Genomic DNA, 15,940 nt, shown 5'->3' with positions numbered 1-15,940 from the left:
AAGGACCGAGTCGTCCGGTTTACGACTGCTGCGCAGCCGATCGCAGGACAAGCCACGCTCCTACGGTCTGCGGCCAGAATCAAACAGCGAACTTGCTCACCCCAACCCGTATTTCTTCACTTTGTCGAACAGCGTGGTCTTGGCCATGCCCAGTTCCTGGCTGGCCTGGCTGAGATTCCCGCCGCTGCGCTGCAGCGCCTCACCCAACAGGTTCTTCTCGAATGCTTCCACGGCTTCGGCGAAATCCAGGCTCTGGGTGGCGACTTCCGCACCGGCGGTCTTGAATGCTGGCAGGCCCAATGCGTACCGCTCGGCGACGTTGCGCAGCTCGCGCACATTGCCCGGCCAGTCGTGGGCCAGCAGCGCCGAGCGGGTCTTTGCGTCCAACTGCGGCGCCTCGCGGTCGAAGCGCAGTGACGACTGCTGCAGAAAATGTTCGAACAACTGCAGGATGTCTTCACGGCGCTCGCGCAGGGGCGGGAGTTCGAGGGTCACCACGTTGAGCCGGTAATACAGGTCGCTGCGAAACTGGCCCGCTTTGCTCAGCGCGTTGAGCTCCGACTTGGTCGCCGCGATCACCCGGCAATCCACCGCCACGCTCTGGTTTGAACCCAGTCGCTCCAGCGTGCGCTCCTGTAATACCCGCAGCAGTTTGATCTGCAGGTTGATCGGCATGCTTTCCACTTCATCGAGAAACAGCGTGCCGTCGTGGGCGTGTTCGATCTTGCCGATGCGGCGTTTGCCGGCGCCGGTGAACGCGTTGGCCTCGTGGCCGAAGATTTCGCTCTCGAACAGGCTTTCCGGCAGGCCGCCGCAGTTCAGTGCAACGAACTGATGGTCGTGGCGGCGGCTGAAGTCATGGAGGCAACGGGCAACCAGTTCCTTCCCGGTGCCGGTCTCGCCTTCGATCAGCACGTTGGCCGAGGTGTCCGCGACGTTGGCGATCAGTGCGCGCAGGGTTTGCATCGCCTGGGAGCGGCCAATGATCTTGCCTTCCAGAGAATCGCGCTCGGCCAGTTGCCGACGCAATGACCAGACTTCCCGGGCCAGCCCGCGTTGCTCCAGCGCGCGGCGGGCGACCTCGACCAGCCGCTCGGGGGAGAAGGGCTTTTCCATGAAGTCGTAGGCGCCATCGCGCATCGCACCGACGGCCATCGACACGTCGCCGTGACCGGTGATCAGCACCACGGGCAGGGTTCGATCGCGCTCTTTCAGGCGCTTGAGCAGCTCAAGCCCGTCGATGCCCGGCAGGCGAATGTCACTGATGACGATGCCGGCGAAATTCTCACTGATCAACGCCAGCGCTTCTTCGGCGCTGCCCACGCCCTGGCTGTGAATGTCTTCCAGCGCCAGCGCCTGTTGGCAGCCGAGCAGGACATGCGGGTCGTCTTCGACAATGAGGACCGTCAGATCAGTGTTCATGGTGTATTCCAGTGCTTGCCCGCGAAGCGGTGTGTCAGGTTTTCGAACAGGGTCGCTGCCCGGGTGCTTTCGCGAGCAGACTCGCTTTCATCAAACATCACCACACCGCTGAATCTTCAGCGGCTGGGATGCCGTCTTCGTGAGCAAGCTCACTCCCACATGAACTGTCGCACCGAGACTGGGGATGCACGGGTCTCTCATACACCCGCCGCCCCGGGGTCAACCAGCGGCAACACCAGCACAAACATCGTGCCGCCCTCGGCCGGGTGCTCAGCGTTGAGTGTGCCGCCGGCCGCCGTGGCAAGGCTGGCGGACAGCGTCAAACCCAACCCGAGGCCCTGCTCACCAGGCTTGGTGGTAAAGAAGGGTTCGAACAAATGCTTGCGCGCTTCGGCGTCGATGCCGTGGCCGTTGTCCCGCACACGCAACCGATAGCGGCCCTCGAACACGTCACCTTCCAGCCACAGAGTCGGCAGCGGCTGCGCCTGCATGGCGTCCAGCGCGTTGCCGATCAGGTTGACCAGAATCTGCTCAAGCCGGGTCTGATCAATCGCCAGTTCGACATCGTCGATCTGCTGATGCAGCGCCAGTGACGCATTGTCCAGACGCGTCGCGAGCAATTGCACTGCAGCCTCGACTGCCTTGCCCAGGGACGCCTGACCTTTATCTTCCCCGCGCCGGGCAAAGGCGCGCAGGCTGGCGGTGATACGGCCCATGCGGTCCACCAGATCGTTGATGGTGCGCAGGTTCGCACTCGCCGTGTCCAGCGCACCGCGTTCGAGGAACCGAACGGTGTTGCCGGACAACGTGCGCAGCGCCGCCAGGGGCTGATTCAGTTCATGGGCGATGCTGGTGGACATCTGGCCGATGGCCGCGAGTTTGCCGGCCTGGATCAATTCATCCTGGGCCTGGCGCAGGGTCTCTTCGGCCTGGCGACGTTCACGGATCTGGCCCTTCAGGCGTTCGTTGCTGGCGCGCAGATCGGCGGTGCGGTCGGTGATGCGCCGTTCCAGCTCGTTGTTCGCCTGCTCCAGCGCTTCTCGGGCGGCGAGGCGGGTGGAAATCACCTTGCGCCGCTCGTTCCAGGCAATCAGCAGAAATGCCACCAGCGCGCAGGCGACGGCGACCAGCATTCCCTGATTGGCGGCTTCCCGGCGCAAGTCTTCCAGTGGTGTCAGCAGGGTCAGGTGCCAGGGCGTGTCAGCCAGTTCGCGGGTCTGCGCCAGATAACTCACCACCGTGTGTTCATGATCGACGCTGGTGTTGGCAGGAAAGGTCAGCTTCTCGACGCCGTCGGCAATCGATTCACGTTCCAGCGGCACCAGCTCGTTGAGCGGCCACCAGTAATATTGCAGGCTGCGCGCCAGCCGCTCCTTGATCTCGGCGGTCAGCGGGCGGACTGATTTCAGCCGTCGCGCCGGATCGCTGGAGAGGATGATGATGCCGTTCTCGTCGCTGACAAACGCTTCCAGGCGCGCGCGCTGCCAGCGCTCTTCCAGCGCTTCAAGCCGGACCTTGATCACCGCGACGCCGATGATTTTGCCTTTCTCTTCCAGCCCGTGGGCCAGGTAATAACCCGGTTCGCCGGTGGTGCTGCCGATGCCGTAGAAGCGCCCCGGCAAACCGCGAATCGCGTCCTGATAATAGGCGCGGAAGGACAAGTCCTCGCCGAGGTAACTGTCGGCGTCGCGCCAGTTGCTGGTCGCCAGCACCCGGCCGGTGGTGTCCAGCACATAGATGGCCCGACTGCGGCTGCGCCGGTTCAGGCCTTCGAGGTAATCGTTGACCTTGGAACGCAACTCCGCAGACGGATGGTTGAGCAGGTCGGAAACATTGGATTCCAGCTCCAGCACGCTGGGCAGGTAGTTGTACTTGTTGATCTCGCTCTCGACGGTGCGCGCGTGCAGCTCAAGCTGACGCTGACCGTTTTCACCCAGCGCCTTGATGGCATTCTTCTCGCTGTACAAATACGTGACGTAGCCCAGCGCAATCATCAGCAGGATGATCAGCGGTGGCACGAACAGATGGCGAATCAGTCGGGGTTTCACGGCGAGTGATGGCGGCGCGGCGCGGTAGAGAGGGGGGTCGCATTTCATCACAGTCGTCCTGGACCGGCCAGCCGCCCGTTTCATCAGGGATGAACGGGCGGCCGGCGGTTTTTACGCCCTCGAAGGGCTAATGCTTTTTAGTGCTGCAGGATTTTGTTGAGGAATTGCTGAGCCCGCTCGGAGCGCGCGTTGACGTCGCCGAAGAACTCTTCCTTTTCGCAGTCTTCGACGATCTGGCCCTTGTCCATGAAGATCACCCGATCCGCCACTTTGCGGGCGAAGCCCATTTCGTGGGTCACGCACATCATGGTCATGCCTTCATGGGCCAGTTGCACCATCACGTCGAGCACTTCGTTGACCATCTCCGGGTCGAGCGCGGAGGTCGGTTCATCGAACAGCATCACCACCGGGTCCATGGCCAGTGCGCGGGCAATCGCCACACGTTGTTGCTGGCCGCCCGACAGTTGCCCCGGATGCTTGTGGGCATGGTCCGACAGGCCCACACGTTCGAGTAGTTGCAGGCCTTTTTTGGTGGCCTCTTCCTTGCTGCGGCCCAGCACTTTGATCTGCGCGATGGTCAGGTTTTCGGTGATGGTCAGGTGCGGAAACAGCTCGAAATGCTGGAACACCATGCCCACGCGCGAACGCAGCTTCGGCAGATTGGTTTTCGGGTCAGCGATTGAGGTGCCATCGACCACGATGTCGCCTTTCTGAAACGGCTCCAGCGCATTGACGCATTTGATCAGCGTGGACTTGCCCGAGCCCGACGGGCCGCAGACCACAATCACTTCACCTTTTTTGACCTCCGTGCTGCAATCGGTCAGCACCTGGAAGTCCCCATACCACTTGTTGATATTTTTGATGGAAATCATACGGCTAACCTTTTTTGCATGAACTTGACCAGGCGCGACGCGGCGAAGCTGATCGTGAAGTAAACCAGACCGGCGACAATCAGGAACTCGTTGGAGCGCCCGATGATGTCGCCGCTGGAGCGTGCCGAGTTGAGGAAGTCGACCAGGCCGACCGTGTAGACCAGCGAGGTGTCCTGAAACAGGATGATGCTCTGCTGCAACAGCAGCGGGGTCATCTTGCGGAACGCCTGGGGCAGGATGATCAGGCGCATCATCTGGCCGTAGGTCATGCCCAGCGCCTGAGCGGCGCCCATCTGGCCGCGGGAAATCGACTGCACGCCGGCCCGCACGATTTCACAGAAGTAGGCCGCCTCGAACATCATGAATGCCACGACGCAGGAGGTGAACGCGCCGATCGGCGTGTCTTCGCCGGTGATCCAGCGCAGCACGAACGGCACCGCCAGGTAGAACCAGGTGATGACCAGCAGCAGTGGGATTGACCGGAAGTAGTTGACGTAGGCGCCGGCAAGACGTGACGCCAGCTTGTTCGACGACAACCGCATCAGCGCCAGAATCGTGCCGATGATGATGCCGCCCACGATGCCCATGACCATCAACTGCAAGGTCATGAGCATGCCGTTCCACATGCCCGGGATCGCAGGAATCACTCCAGAGAAGTCCATTATTTACCTCCCACGGAGATCAGGCCTGGCACCGCTACTTTCTTCTCGACCAGGCGCATGAGCAGCATCAGGCTCATGTTCAGGGTGAAGTAGATCAGCGTCGCCAGGGTGAAGGCTTCGAACAGGTTCGCGGAAAACTCGGCGGTCTGTTTGGTCTGCGCGAGCAACTCCATCAGGCCGATCAGCGACGCCACGGACGAGTTCTTGAACACGTTGAGGAATTCGGAGGTGAGCGGCGGAATGATGATCCGGTACGCCTGGGGCAGCAGCACGTTCCAGTAGATCTGCGGCAGCTTGAAACCCATGGCGCGCGCAGCGGATTCCTGCCCCACCGGCAGCGCCTGAATACCGGTGCGCACTTGCTCGCACACACGTGCGGCGGTGAACAGGCCCAGGCACACGACAACACTCAGGAACGCTGAAGTCGTCGGGTTAAGGTCTTGCTTGTACCACTCCTGCAGGTTCTCAGGCAGCAGATCCGGCACCAGGAAGTACCAGATGAACAGCTGCACCAGCAGTGGCACGTTACGGAAGATTTCCACGTAAATCGCGGCAATTGAAGAAACGATGCGGTTGGGCACCGTGCGCATCACCCCGAGCACCGAGCCCAGCAGCAACGCAATGATCCAGGCAGCAACGGCAATGGCGATGGTCCAGCCCAGCCCGGTGATGTACCAGTCCAGATAGGTCTCGCTGCCGACGCCCGTGGACTTGAAGAACACGCCCCAGTCCCAGTTGTAGTTCATCAGGGTCTCCCCTCTTATCGATCGTTATGCACGCACGCGCCAGGTAGCGGCTTCCGGAAACGCAGGGCGTCTCCGGAAGTCAGGCTTTTCACGTTGTCAGAATGGCGGAGCGAAGGACTCAGGCCTTCTTGTCCGGCGCCGGCTTGTCGTTCGGGTTGGCGATCAGCGCTTTGAGCTGTTCGCTCATCGGGAACATCAGGTTCAGGCCTTTTGGTGGAATCGGCTGGGTGAACCACTTGTCGTAGATCTTGTTGATCTCGCCCGATTTGTAGGTCGCAACGATGGCGTCGTCGACGGCTTTCTTGAACGCAGGGTCTTCCTTGCGAACCATGCAACCGTAGATTTCGTAGGACTGAGGGGTGCCGGTAACGGCCCAGTCGGTCGGCTTCTTGGCCTTGGCCATTTCGCCTGCAAGCAGGGCGTCGTCCATCATGAAGGCAACGGCGCGGCCCGATTCCAGCATCTGGAACGACTCGCCGTGGTCCTTGGCCGAAATCACGTTCATGCCCATCTGTTTGTCGGCGTTCATCGCCTTGAGGAGGCGCTCGGACGTGGTGCCCGCCGTGGTCACGACGTTCTTGCCCTTGAGGTCATTGAAGTCTTTGTAGGACGAGTCAGCTTTGCTCAGCAGACGCGTGCCGATTTCGAAAATGCCGACGGAGAAGTCGACTTGCTGGGCGCGCTCGGCGTTGTTGGTGGTCGAACCACATTCGACGTCGACGGTGCCGTTCTGGACCAGCGGGATGCGGGTCTGGGAAGTGACCAGGTTGTACTTGACCTTCAGATCAGGCATGTCCAGGTCTTTCTTGATCGCTTCGACGATCTTCAGCTGGATGTCAGCGGAGTAACCCACTGGCACGCCGGAAGCATCAGCGATATAGGAAAAAGGAATGGAGGAGTCGCGGTGACCGAGGGTGATGGTGCCGGACTCTTTGATTTTTTTAAGCGTGCCGGTGAGTTCGGCGGCGAAAACGGGGGTGGTGATCAGAGCGGCAGCAATGGCTGCGCCCAGGAGTTGGGGAACGATGCGCATCTGTTTTTCCTCGACATTGTTTTTTTTATTGGGCCGGTCTTGGACGGCCCTATCGTTTCAGAGCGCTTCAACGGCGGCCCAGTCAGGCGACACGCTACATCGAAGCAATCGTGCAAGAGTGTAGAGCATGAGTCATGCCAGAGAGGTGACCGAAGCTAAGGGTATGAAAGTGTTGGCTATTTATGGAGGAGGGAAGTGTGCGAGGCGGATCGGCCGTCCGGGATTCCGAATCGGGTGGGGCGAGATGTTCGGGAATCCGAATGATAGCGGCGGGGTGGGGCGTGTTGAGGCAGATGGTTTTGCGGTGTGCTGTCTGACGCTTTCCCGGCTAAAGCCGGTCCAACAGAATCGCGGTGATTCCATGGGACCGGCTTCAGCCGGGAATTGGATCTGGCAGATTATGCGTGAATCTTTGGCGCCGACACGGGCCATTCAATACGCTCAACGGCCCCGTTGCGGCGTGCCTCGTTGCCCAGGTACGCCTGAACCTTCTGATGCTCTTCGTCGGTGGTGAACAGACCCAGCTTGGTCCGGCGCCACAGAATGTCCTGGGCCTTGGTCGCCCATTCCTCACTGCACAGGTAGTCCACTTCGCGGCTGTACAGACCGCCGCCCAAGTGTTCGCCCATTTCGCCCAGCGTCTGAACGCCCTCCACGATGCGCCAGCTGCGTGAGCCATAGGTAATGGCCCAGCGCTTGGCGATTTCGGCCGGCAGCCATGCACAACGCTGCTGCAGCTCGGCGGCCAGTGCCTGAGGCGTGGTCATGCTCTCACCGCCCGGGAGGCTGGCTTTCGCGGTCCAGCTTGGCTTCATCTGCGGGAAGAACGGCGCCAGTTGCTGCATCGCCGACTCCGCCAGTTTGCGGTAGGTCGTCAGCTTGCCGCCGAACACGGACAGGATCGGCGCCTCTTGGGCGCTGCCCGACAGCGAAAGGGTGTAGTCGCGGGTGATCGCCGACGGGTTGTCCGACTCGTCATTGCACAGCGGCCGCACGCCTGACCACGTGCTCAGAATGTCGGCGCGGCTGAGTTGCTTCTTGAAGTGATCATTCACGATCTTCAGCAGGTAATCGGTCTCGCCTTCGGTGATCGCTACTTTGCCCGGGTCGTCAGAATATTCGCGGTCCGTCGTACCAATGATGGTGAAGCGTTCCAGGTACGGAATGGCGAACACGATGCGCTGATCTTCGTTCTGCAGAATGAAGGCGTTTTCACCTTCGTACAGTTTCGGCACGATCAAGTGGCTGCCCTGAATCAGGCGAATGCCGTACTGCGATTCGAGCTTCAGATCTTCACGAATGAACTTGGCAACCCATGGACCCGCCGCATTCACCAAGGCTTTGGCGCGAATGGAAAACTGACTGCCATCCGCACGCTCCATGTTCATGTGCCACACGCCGCCGCTGCGATGGGCGCCCAGGCAGCGGGTCTGGGTATGGATGTGCGCGCCTTTTTCACGGGCGGCCATGGCGTTGAGGACGACCAGACGTGCATCGTCAACCCAGCAATCTGAGTATTCGAAGCCTTTGGTAATCGAGCTGTTCAATGGGCTGTTGGCGCCAAAGCGAATGCTTTTCGAGCCTGCCAGCTTCTCGCGTTTGCCAAGGTGGTCATACAGGAACAGCCCGGCGCGGATCATCCACGCGGGGCGCAGGTGCGGACGGTGGGGCAATACGAAGCGCATCGGCTTGACGATGTGCGGTGCTTTTTCCAGGAGCACTTCACGTTCGGCCAGCGCTTCGCGAACCAGACGGAATTCGTAATGCTCAAGGTAACGTAGGCCACCGTGGATCAGCTTGCTGCTGGCCGAAGAGGTGTGGCTGGCGAGGTCGTCCTTCTCGCAGAGAAAGACTGAAAGGCCCCGGCCCGATGCGTCTGCCGCGATGCCGACACCATTGATGCCACCACCGATCACGGCAACGTCGTAGACCTCGGAAAGGGGTGGGGTCGGCAAACTGGACTGGGCCATCGGGGCCTCCTGAGTGTTCGATCGCGTTCGAATGTTGCGCTACTGGGAGGGCGAATTCGAACATTTATGTTCATTTCCGAAAATAGTAGCGCAATAAGGCGAACACAGCTACTCAGTATTCATTGAAAATACTGATCAGAGAAAAGGGAAAGGAACAAAAGCGAACATCGGAGGTGAGGCGAGCGCCGGAATCGCGCTCGCTCATGGATCGGGGTTAAACCACTTCCAGCCGAATCTTGTTCTGGGTCAGCAGTTGCGACAGCGCTGGCACGGGCGTCTGGTCCGTCACCAGGCAGTCGATCAACGTGATCGGTCCCAGTCGAACCATCGCGTTGCGGCCGAACTTGCTGGAGTCCGCAGCCAGAATCACCTGACGCGCGTTGGCGATGATCGCCTGGGAAACGCGCACTTCCTGATAATCGAAATCCAGCAGGCTGCCGTCCTCGTCGATTCCGCTGATGCCCACCAGGGCGAAATCGACCTTGAACTGGGTGATGAAGTCCACGCTCGCTTGACCGACCACGCCGCCATCGCGGCGCACATTGCCGCCGGCCAGCAGCACTTCGAAGTCGTCCTTGCCGCTGAGAATCGACGCCACGTGCAGGTTGTTGGTGATGATCTTCAGGTGGTTATGGTTGAGCAGCGCGCGGGCAATGGATTCGGTGGTGGTGCCGATGTTGATGAACAGCGACGCGTGATCCGGGATCTGTGCGGCGATGGCCTCGGCGATGCGCTGCTTCTCATCGCGCATCTGATCGGCACGCATGGCGTAAGCAGTGTTTTCGATGCTGGAATCGTAGGCCGCGCCGCCGTGGTAGCGACGCAGGAGATTCATTTCCGCGAGCTGATTGATGTCGCGGCGGATGGTTTGCGGGGTCACGACGAACAGCTGCGCCATTTCCTCAATGCTGACGTAGCCGCGCTCACGGACCAGCTCGAGGATCTGCTGTTGACGGGGTGGCAGATTCATTTTTTATCCTTCGGGCACGGGCGCCCATGATGCCGCAGGCAGCCATTACCTGTCAGCCGGAAAAAATGCCCCTGACGCCCCGTCCGGGATCGCGCTTATTCGGCCTCTTCGTGGGGTTCCCAGTCGCGCGTGCGGTCTACTGCCTTGCGCCAGCCGGCGTAGAGCTTTTCCTTCTCGGCGTCATCGCATTGCGGCTCGAACTTGCGCTCGATGACCGCTTTGCCCCTCAGCTCGTCGAGCCCGCTCCAGAACCCGATCGCGAGACCTGCCAGATAGGCCGCGCCCAACGCGGTGGTTTCGCGCATTTTCGGGCGCTCCACCGGCGTGCCGAGAATGTCGGCCTGGAACTGCATGAGGAAGTTGTTCGCCACTGCGCCGCCGTCAACGCGAAGGGCCTTGAGCGGCTCGCCGGCATCCTGTTGCATGGCGTCGAGCACATCGCGGGTCTGGTAGGCGATGGACTCCAGCGCGGCCCGAATGATGTGATCGACCTTCACGCCACGGGTCAGGCCGAACAAGGCGCCCCGTGCATACGGGTCCCAGTAGGGCGCGCCCAGACCGGTGAACGCAGGCACCAGATAGACGCCATTGCTGTTCTTCACTTTGGTGGCGAAGTATTCGGTGTCCATGGAGTCGTTGACGATTTTCAGCTCGTCGCGCAGCCACTGCACGGTGGAGCCGCCGTTGAACACCGCGCCCTCCAGTGCGTATGCCACTTCACCGCGCGGACCGCAGCCGATGGTGGTCAACAGACCGTGATTGGATTTGACGGCTTTCTTGCCCGTGTTCATCAGCAGGAAGCAGCCGGTGCCGTAGGTGTTCTTCGCCTGACCCGGCTCGACGCACATCTGGCCGAACAACGCCGATTGCTGATCCCCGGCGATCCCGGCGATGGGGATGCCGCTTTTGCTGTGGCCATAGACTTCGGATGACGACTTGACCTCCGGCAACATTTCCCGGGGCACGTCGAGCACGTCGAGCATGCGCTGATCCCATTCCAGCGTATGGATGTTGAACATCATCGTGCGTGAGGCGTTGGTGTAGTCAGTGACGTGCACCTTGCCGCCGGTAAATTTCCAGATCAGCCAACTGTCGACGGTGCCGAACAGCAACTCGCCACGGCGGGCGCGCTTACGGCTGCCCTCAACGTGATCGAGAATCCACTTCAGTTTGCTGCCGGAAAAGTAGGGATCGATGACCAGACCGGTGGTGTCGCGGATGTAGTCTTCCAGACCGTCACGCTTGAGTTGCTGGCAGATCTCGGTGCTGCGGCGGCATTGCCAGACCACGGCGTTGTAGATCGGCCGGCCGGTGTCCTTTTCCCAGACCACCGTGGTTTCGCGCTGGTTGGTGATACCGATCCCGGCGATCTGGTTGTGATGCAGATTCGCCTGCGCCAGCACCTTGGTCATGCACGCGGTCTGGGTCGCGAAGATCTCCATCGGATCGTGCTCGACCCAGCCAGGCTGGGGATAATGCTGAACGAACTCGCTCTGGGCGCTGCTGACCACGTTGGCGTCACGGTCAAAAATGATGGCGCGGGAGCTGGTGGTGCCTTGATCCAGAGCGATGATGTAATTCTTATTTTCGGTGTCGGTCATGGTGAATGCCTGGTGATGTAGCGAGTTTCCGGAAACGGCCGTCCGTTGTGTTGCCAGTGCTCAGTGCCTTTGCGCACTGAATACCGGGATGGCGTCAAGGAAGCAAGCGAGATATTCGTATTCGAAAAAATATAGACGTAAACGAACCTTGTCAAAGGTCGAAAGCGAACCTTATCGATGAATGTTCCAAGACGCCGATATTAGTGGATAAGTCCTTCTCGAATGCAGGCATTTCGATAACCAATGGCCTAAAGTATCGGCAGCAAACAATAAAGTGTCTGGTTGTCTGGAGCACTGCATGACCCCTGCATTGGATTTACTGAAAAAGGTTCGGGCCGAACATCGCGTCCACAGTTACGAGCATGATCCCAAGGCCGCATCGTATGGCCTGGAAGCGGCAGAAAAGCTCGATCTGGCCCCCGCTCAGGTGTTCAAGACGCTGCTGGCCAGCACCGAAAAAGGCGAGCTGCTGGTGGCGGTCGTTCCGGTGGTGGGCTCGCTGGACCTGAAGGCCCTGGCCCATGCCGCCGGCGCCAAGAAGGCCGAAATGGCTGACCCGGCCGCCGCCCAGCGTGCCACCGGCTATCTACTGGGCGGGATCAGCCCGCTGGGGCAGAAGAAAAGGCTGCGCACCTTCATTGATGAGTCCGCTCAACCGTTCGCGACGATTTTTGTCAGCGCCGGTCGACGAGGGCTCGAAGTCGAACTGCCCGCCGCCGTACTTGCACAACACACCGGTGCGACCTTTGCCCGTATTGGCCGGGAATGATTCTTCGGGTTTGTCAGAAATGCCAGACTCTTTCATGCGGTGACACTGACCGCAGACCCGCAGCGCCCGGAACGGGTTGCCGCGTTTCTTTACTCGGGGATGCCTTCCATGAAGCTTGAATTCCATCAGGTCGACGCCTTCACCGACCGCCCGTTCTCAGGCAACCCGGCAATGGTCTACCGCCTGGACGCCTGGCTTTCCGATCAATTGATGCAGCAGATTGCCTCAGAGCACAATCTGTCGGAGACCGCGTTTTTGGTCCGTGAAGCACCGGGCTGGCACATACGCTGGTTCACACCGACCCATGAAGTGCCGTTGTGCGGACATGCGACCCTGGCCAGCGCCTTCGTGCTGTTCGAGAAATACGGCGAGAAGGCCGAGGTGATCCACTTCACTGGCAAATCCGGCGAGTTGAGCGTGAGCCGCGAGGGCAATCGGCTGGTCCTGGACTTTCCGTCCATGCCGCCCGCCGAGCAGGGTGTGACGGTGGAAATCGAACGCGCCCTTGGGGTTGCCGTCGTCGACGTGCTGAGCGCTGCGGAATTGCTGGTGGTGCTGGAGTCCGAGCAGGCCGTTCGCGATTGCAAGCCTGACTTCGCCGCCCTCGCGCGTTTGCCGTGGCCCGGCGTGATCGTGACCGCAAAAGGTGACGGCGAGCGCTACGATTTTGTGTCGCGCTACTTTGCGCCGGGCATCGGCATCAATGAAGACCCGGTCACGGGCTCGACGCACTGCAGCCTGATTCCCTACTGGTCGGCCCGGCTGAACAAGTTCAGCCTGACGGGCTATCAGGCGTCGACGCGGGGAGGGGAGCTGTTCTGCCGGCTTGAGGGGGAGCGCGTGAAAATCGGCGGGCACGCGACGCTGGTCGCCAGCGGCGCGTTGATACTGAGTTAGTCGATATCGGGCTGAAAGTGCCTGGTCGAGAACGACAGGCCCTCAGATCACCACGTCCCGATGCACCGGAACGCTCCGATGCACCGGCACGCTGCCCGAGGCCGGAAACAGCACCAGATGCTCGGCTGACACCGTGAAGCCGACCTGATCACCGGCGCGCAGATCCACATGGCTGGGGAACAACGCCTCCAGTTGCGTGCCCGTCGGCAACTGCAGGCGGTACAGGGTCGCCGCGCCCTGAAAATTCAGGCTCGCCACGCGGGCCTTTATCGGGCCGTCGGGCGCATAAACAATGTCATCAGGGCGCAGCAGGACATCCATCGGAGTGCCTGGCGCGCCGGCATAGGCGCGATTGCCGCGCAGCACACCCAACTCGGTCTGCACCGATTCGGCATCGATCAGTTGCCCGCGAATGAAATAACCCTGACCGACGAAACTGGCGACATAAGGCGTCGCCGGCTCGTGATAGAGGTTGTAGGGCGTATCCCACTGCTCCAGCCGCCCGTCTTTGAACACGCCGACGTGGTCGCTTACGGCAAAAGCCTCTTCCTGGTCGTGGGTCACCAGAATCGCGCTGGTGCCCCGGGCCTTGAGAATGTCGCGCACCTCATGGCTCAGGCGCCGTCGCAACTCGCCATCCAGGTTCGAAAACGGTTCATCGAGCAGCAGCAACTGCGGCTCAGGGGCAAGTGCGCGGGCCAGCGCCACACGCTGCTGCTGTCCACCGGAAAGCTCATGGGGATGACGCGTGCCCAGCGCGCCGAGATTGACCAGCTCCAGCATTTCCTGAACCACCTGCTTCTGGCGCGGATGATTGCGGATGCCGAAGGCGATGTTGTCGGCCACGGTGAGGTGGGGGAACAGGGCATAGTCCTGAAACACCATGCCGATCCGGCGCTTCTCCGGGGCCAGGGTAAACCCGGGTCGGGAAATGACGTTACCCGCCAGGGTGATCTCGCCCTTGTGCACCGGTTCGAAACCGGCGATGGCGCGCAAGGTAGTGGTCTTGCCGCAGCCGGAGGAACCCAACAGGCAACCGATGTCGCCGGCGTTCAGGTGCAGATTGAGGTGCTGCACCACGCGTTGGTCCTGATAACCGCAGGCGAGGTCATGCAGCGTCAGCAGCAGGGGCTGACTCATGGGGCAGCGAAGGCAGGAGCGACGAGGAATTCCAGCAGGGCTTTTTGCGCATGCAGCCGGTTCTCCGCCTGATCCCACGCCACCGAGCGCGGGTCATCCAGCAGGTCCTCGCTGATCTCTTCACCACGGTGCGCCGGCAGGCAGTGCATGAAAATCACATCGTCAGCAGCGCGGTCGAGCATCTCGCGAGTGACCTGGAAAGGTTTGAACAGGGCCAGACGCTTGGCGGCTTCTTCTTCCTGACCCATGGACGTCCACACATCGGTTGAGACCAGGTGCGCGCCTTTCACCGCTTCGTGGGGATCGCGGATCAATGTCACGCGATCGCCCGCCAGAGCCAGGTAATGCGCGCTGGGTTCGTAGCCTTCCGGACACGCAACACGCAACTGAAAGTCGAACTGAATCGCGGCTTCTATATAGCTGTTGCACATGTTGTTGCCATCGCCGATCCACGCCACGGTCTTGCCCTGAATGGAGCCGCGGTGTTCGAGGAACGTTTGCATGTCGGCCAGCAACTGGCAGGGGTGAAGGTCATCGGACAGGCCGTTGATCACCGGTACGCGGGAATGGGCGGCGAATTCGGTGAGGTTGCTGTGGGCGAAGGTGCGGATCATCACCGCATCGACCATCCGCGACATGACCCGTGCGCCATCGGCAATCGGCTCGCCACGGCCCAGCTGGGTGTCCCGAGGGGAGAGGAAGATGGCCTGGCCGCCCAGCTGGATCATCCCGGCTTCGAACGAGACACGGGTCCGGGTCGAGGATTTTTCGAAGATCATTGCCAGGATGCGGCCCTTCAATGGCTCGAAGAGCACGCCTCGATTTCGCAGGTCCTTCAGCTCAACGCCGCGACGAATCACCCCGACCAGCTCAGCGGGGGTGTAGTCCATCATCGAGAGAAAGTGCCTTGCGCTCATCATTAACTACCTTGTCTGCAACAGACCGCAGATCCTCAAAGCCGGGTTTTTCGGAAAAACGGGCGAGACCTGCGGCGAAAGCCGCACGGGGCGACGAATAGGGAAGGCGCGAGGGTATAAGAAAATGTCGCCTGATGCCAAGGCCCGCCGTGACCGAAAATCGTAGTCGGACGTTCGGTAGCCTGAAAGCGGCGTTCGCAGGACGCATTTCATGTAACGAAGTGCTACAGTCATGTTTCTGCGCAGGCCATTCGCCATCGCATTAGTCCTGATCAGACAGCTCGCTTGTAACGCTCTTTGGCGTCGCCGCGATTACTGCCTGATTCGTAACAGTCGCAAACCACTGTGCAGCCTTATGCGACATGCTTCACGCCGCGGAGACCCGGACGTTTCCTAAACCATCGGCGTGGGTTATAAAGGCGGCTTATGTCCTCCAAAAGAGGTGGGGAATGGATTCAAAAGAGCAACAACTGACGGAACTACTCGGGCTTACGGCTCGGACCCTTACGCACCTCACGGCGTCCATGACGTCGATGTCGTTCGAACTGATGCGCAGCGAAGACGAAGTGACCCGTTCTGCGGGGCGCCGGATGATCGATCGCATGGCAACCATCAGCGCCGGACTCGACGAACACTGGCGGCTGATCGGCGAACTCACCGGCATCCAGGTGTCTCAGGAACAGATCGAAACGGTTCATGAGGTGCAGATGCAGCGCAAGGTGGTTACGCCTATCGGTGGCTCTGCTTCCTGAGTGACACTTCTTTCATCGGGTGAGCTATCGGCTCGCCTGATGCTGCCCGATTCACGGCGCTGACATTTCTGGCGCATCGCCCGGACAGGTCCCATAGTTTTGTATCCGCGATCGGCTGATCGCCCTATAAAAACTCGAGAC

General features: G+C 60.6%; 14 protein-coding genes. 3 read left to right on the top strand and 11 right to left on the bottom strand.

The genetic code is table 11. The features are described from left to right. Positions 1 to 96: 96 nt before the first annotated feature. From IFT99_RS22110 to glpK, 9 genes are all read right to left on the bottom strand, one after another. On the bottom strand, positions 97 to 1,422 hold the full coding sequence (locus IFT99_RS22110; RefSeq protein ID WP_192135160.1) for a sigma-54-dependent transcriptional regulator: 1,326 nt from the start codon (positions 1,420 to 1,422) through the stop codon (positions 97 to 99). Positions 1,423 to 1,619: 197 nt separating this feature from the next. After that, complete coding sequence (locus IFT99_RS22105) at positions 1,620 to 3,518, bottom strand: sensor histidine kinase (RefSeq protein ID WP_192135158.1); 1,899 nt, start codon at positions 3,516 to 3,518, stop codon at positions 1,620 to 1,622. An 89-nt stretch (positions 3,519 to 3,607) separates the two neighbouring features. Next, a complete protein-coding gene (locus IFT99_RS22100) occupies positions 3,608 to 4,342 on the bottom strand; it encodes an amino acid ABC transporter ATP-binding protein (RefSeq protein ID WP_065992531.1) in 735 nt (244 codons plus the stop codon). After that, entirely contained in the window at positions 4,339 to 5,007 is a 669-nt protein-coding gene (locus IFT99_RS22095) for an amino acid ABC transporter permease (protein WP_192135289.1), read from the bottom strand. Before IFT99_RS22095 ends, IFT99_RS22100 begins: the two co-directional genes overlap by 4 nt. Continuing rightward, positions 5,004 to 5,750: an amino acid ABC transporter permease gene (locus IFT99_RS22090; protein ID WP_065992535.1), complete on the bottom strand. Its 747-nt coding sequence runs from the start codon at positions 5,748 to 5,750 to the stop codon at positions 5,004 to 5,006. Before IFT99_RS22090 ends, IFT99_RS22095 begins: the two co-directional genes overlap by 4 nt. Before the next feature lie 118 nt (positions 5,751 to 5,868). Further along, positions 5,869 to 6,783, bottom strand: a complete 915-nt coding sequence (locus IFT99_RS22085; RefSeq protein WP_192135156.1) for a glutamate/aspartate ABC transporter substrate-binding protein — start codon at positions 6,781 to 6,783, stop codon at positions 5,869 to 5,871. Between the two features lie 398 nt (positions 6,784 to 7,181). After that, complete coding sequence (gene glpD, locus IFT99_RS22080; RefSeq protein ID WP_192135155.1) at positions 7,182 to 8,753, bottom strand: glycerol-3-phosphate dehydrogenase; 1,572 nt, start codon at positions 8,751 to 8,753, stop codon at positions 7,182 to 7,184. Between the two features lie 214 nt (positions 8,754 to 8,967). Then, positions 8,968 to 9,723 carry a DeoR/GlpR family transcriptional regulator gene (locus tag IFT99_RS22075; RefSeq protein WP_065992540.1) on the bottom strand — a complete coding sequence of 252 codons (756 nt, stop codon included), beginning with the start codon at positions 9,721 to 9,723 and terminating at the stop codon, positions 8,968 to 8,970. Between the two features lie 95 nt (positions 9,724 to 9,818). Then, the gene (gene glpK, locus IFT99_RS22070; RefSeq protein WP_192135153.1) at positions 9,819 to 11,324 is read right to left on the bottom strand and encodes a glycerol kinase GlpK; all 1,506 of its coding nucleotides are present in this window, start codon (positions 11,322 to 11,324) and stop codon (positions 9,819 to 9,821) included. A 298-nt stretch (positions 11,325 to 11,622) separates the two neighbouring features. Between glpK and ybaK the strand changes: the two genes are divergently transcribed. Together ybaK and IFT99_RS22060 are read left to right on the top strand one after the other, a co-directional pair. Then, a complete protein-coding gene (gene ybaK / locus IFT99_RS22065; protein ID WP_192135151.1) occupies positions 11,623 to 12,093 on the top strand; it encodes a Cys-tRNA(Pro) deacylase in 471 nt (156 codons plus the stop codon). 108 nt (positions 12,094 to 12,201) lie between these two features. After that, positions 12,202 to 12,990, top strand: coding sequence for a PhzF family phenazine biosynthesis protein (locus IFT99_RS22060; protein WP_065992544.1), 789 nt, complete (start codon positions 12,202 to 12,204; stop codon positions 12,988 to 12,990). 42 nt (positions 12,991 to 13,032) lie between these two features. On the opposite strand, the gene IFT99_RS22055 is transcribed toward IFT99_RS22060, so the two are convergent. Beyond that, positions 13,033 to 14,130 carry an ABC transporter ATP-binding protein gene (locus IFT99_RS22055; RefSeq protein WP_192135144.1) on the bottom strand — a complete coding sequence of 366 codons (1,098 nt, stop codon included), beginning with the start codon at positions 14,128 to 14,130 and terminating at the stop codon, positions 13,033 to 13,035. Next, complete coding sequence (gene argF, locus IFT99_RS22050) at positions 14,127 to 15,047, bottom strand: ornithine carbamoyltransferase (RefSeq protein ID WP_065992546.1); 921 nt, start codon at positions 15,045 to 15,047, stop codon at positions 14,127 to 14,129. The genes IFT99_RS22055 and argF overlap by 4 nt, the downstream gene beginning before the upstream one ends. Before the next feature lie 449 nt (positions 15,048 to 15,496). Here argF and IFT99_RS22045 point away from each other — a divergent pair, with 449 nt between their 5' ends. After that, positions 15,497 to 15,799, top strand: a complete 303-nt coding sequence (locus tag IFT99_RS22045; RefSeq protein ID WP_065992547.1) for a hypothetical protein — start codon at positions 15,497 to 15,499, stop codon at positions 15,797 to 15,799. Positions 15,800 to 15,940 lie beyond the last annotated feature (141 nt).

The organism is Pseudomonas sp. CFBP 8772, from assembly GCF_014841665.1.
Lineage (GTDB): Bacteria > Pseudomonadota > Gammaproteobacteria > Pseudomonadales > Pseudomonadaceae > Aquipseudomonas > Aquipseudomonas graminis_B.
This window is presented reverse-complemented; position numbering and strand designations above follow the sequence as displayed.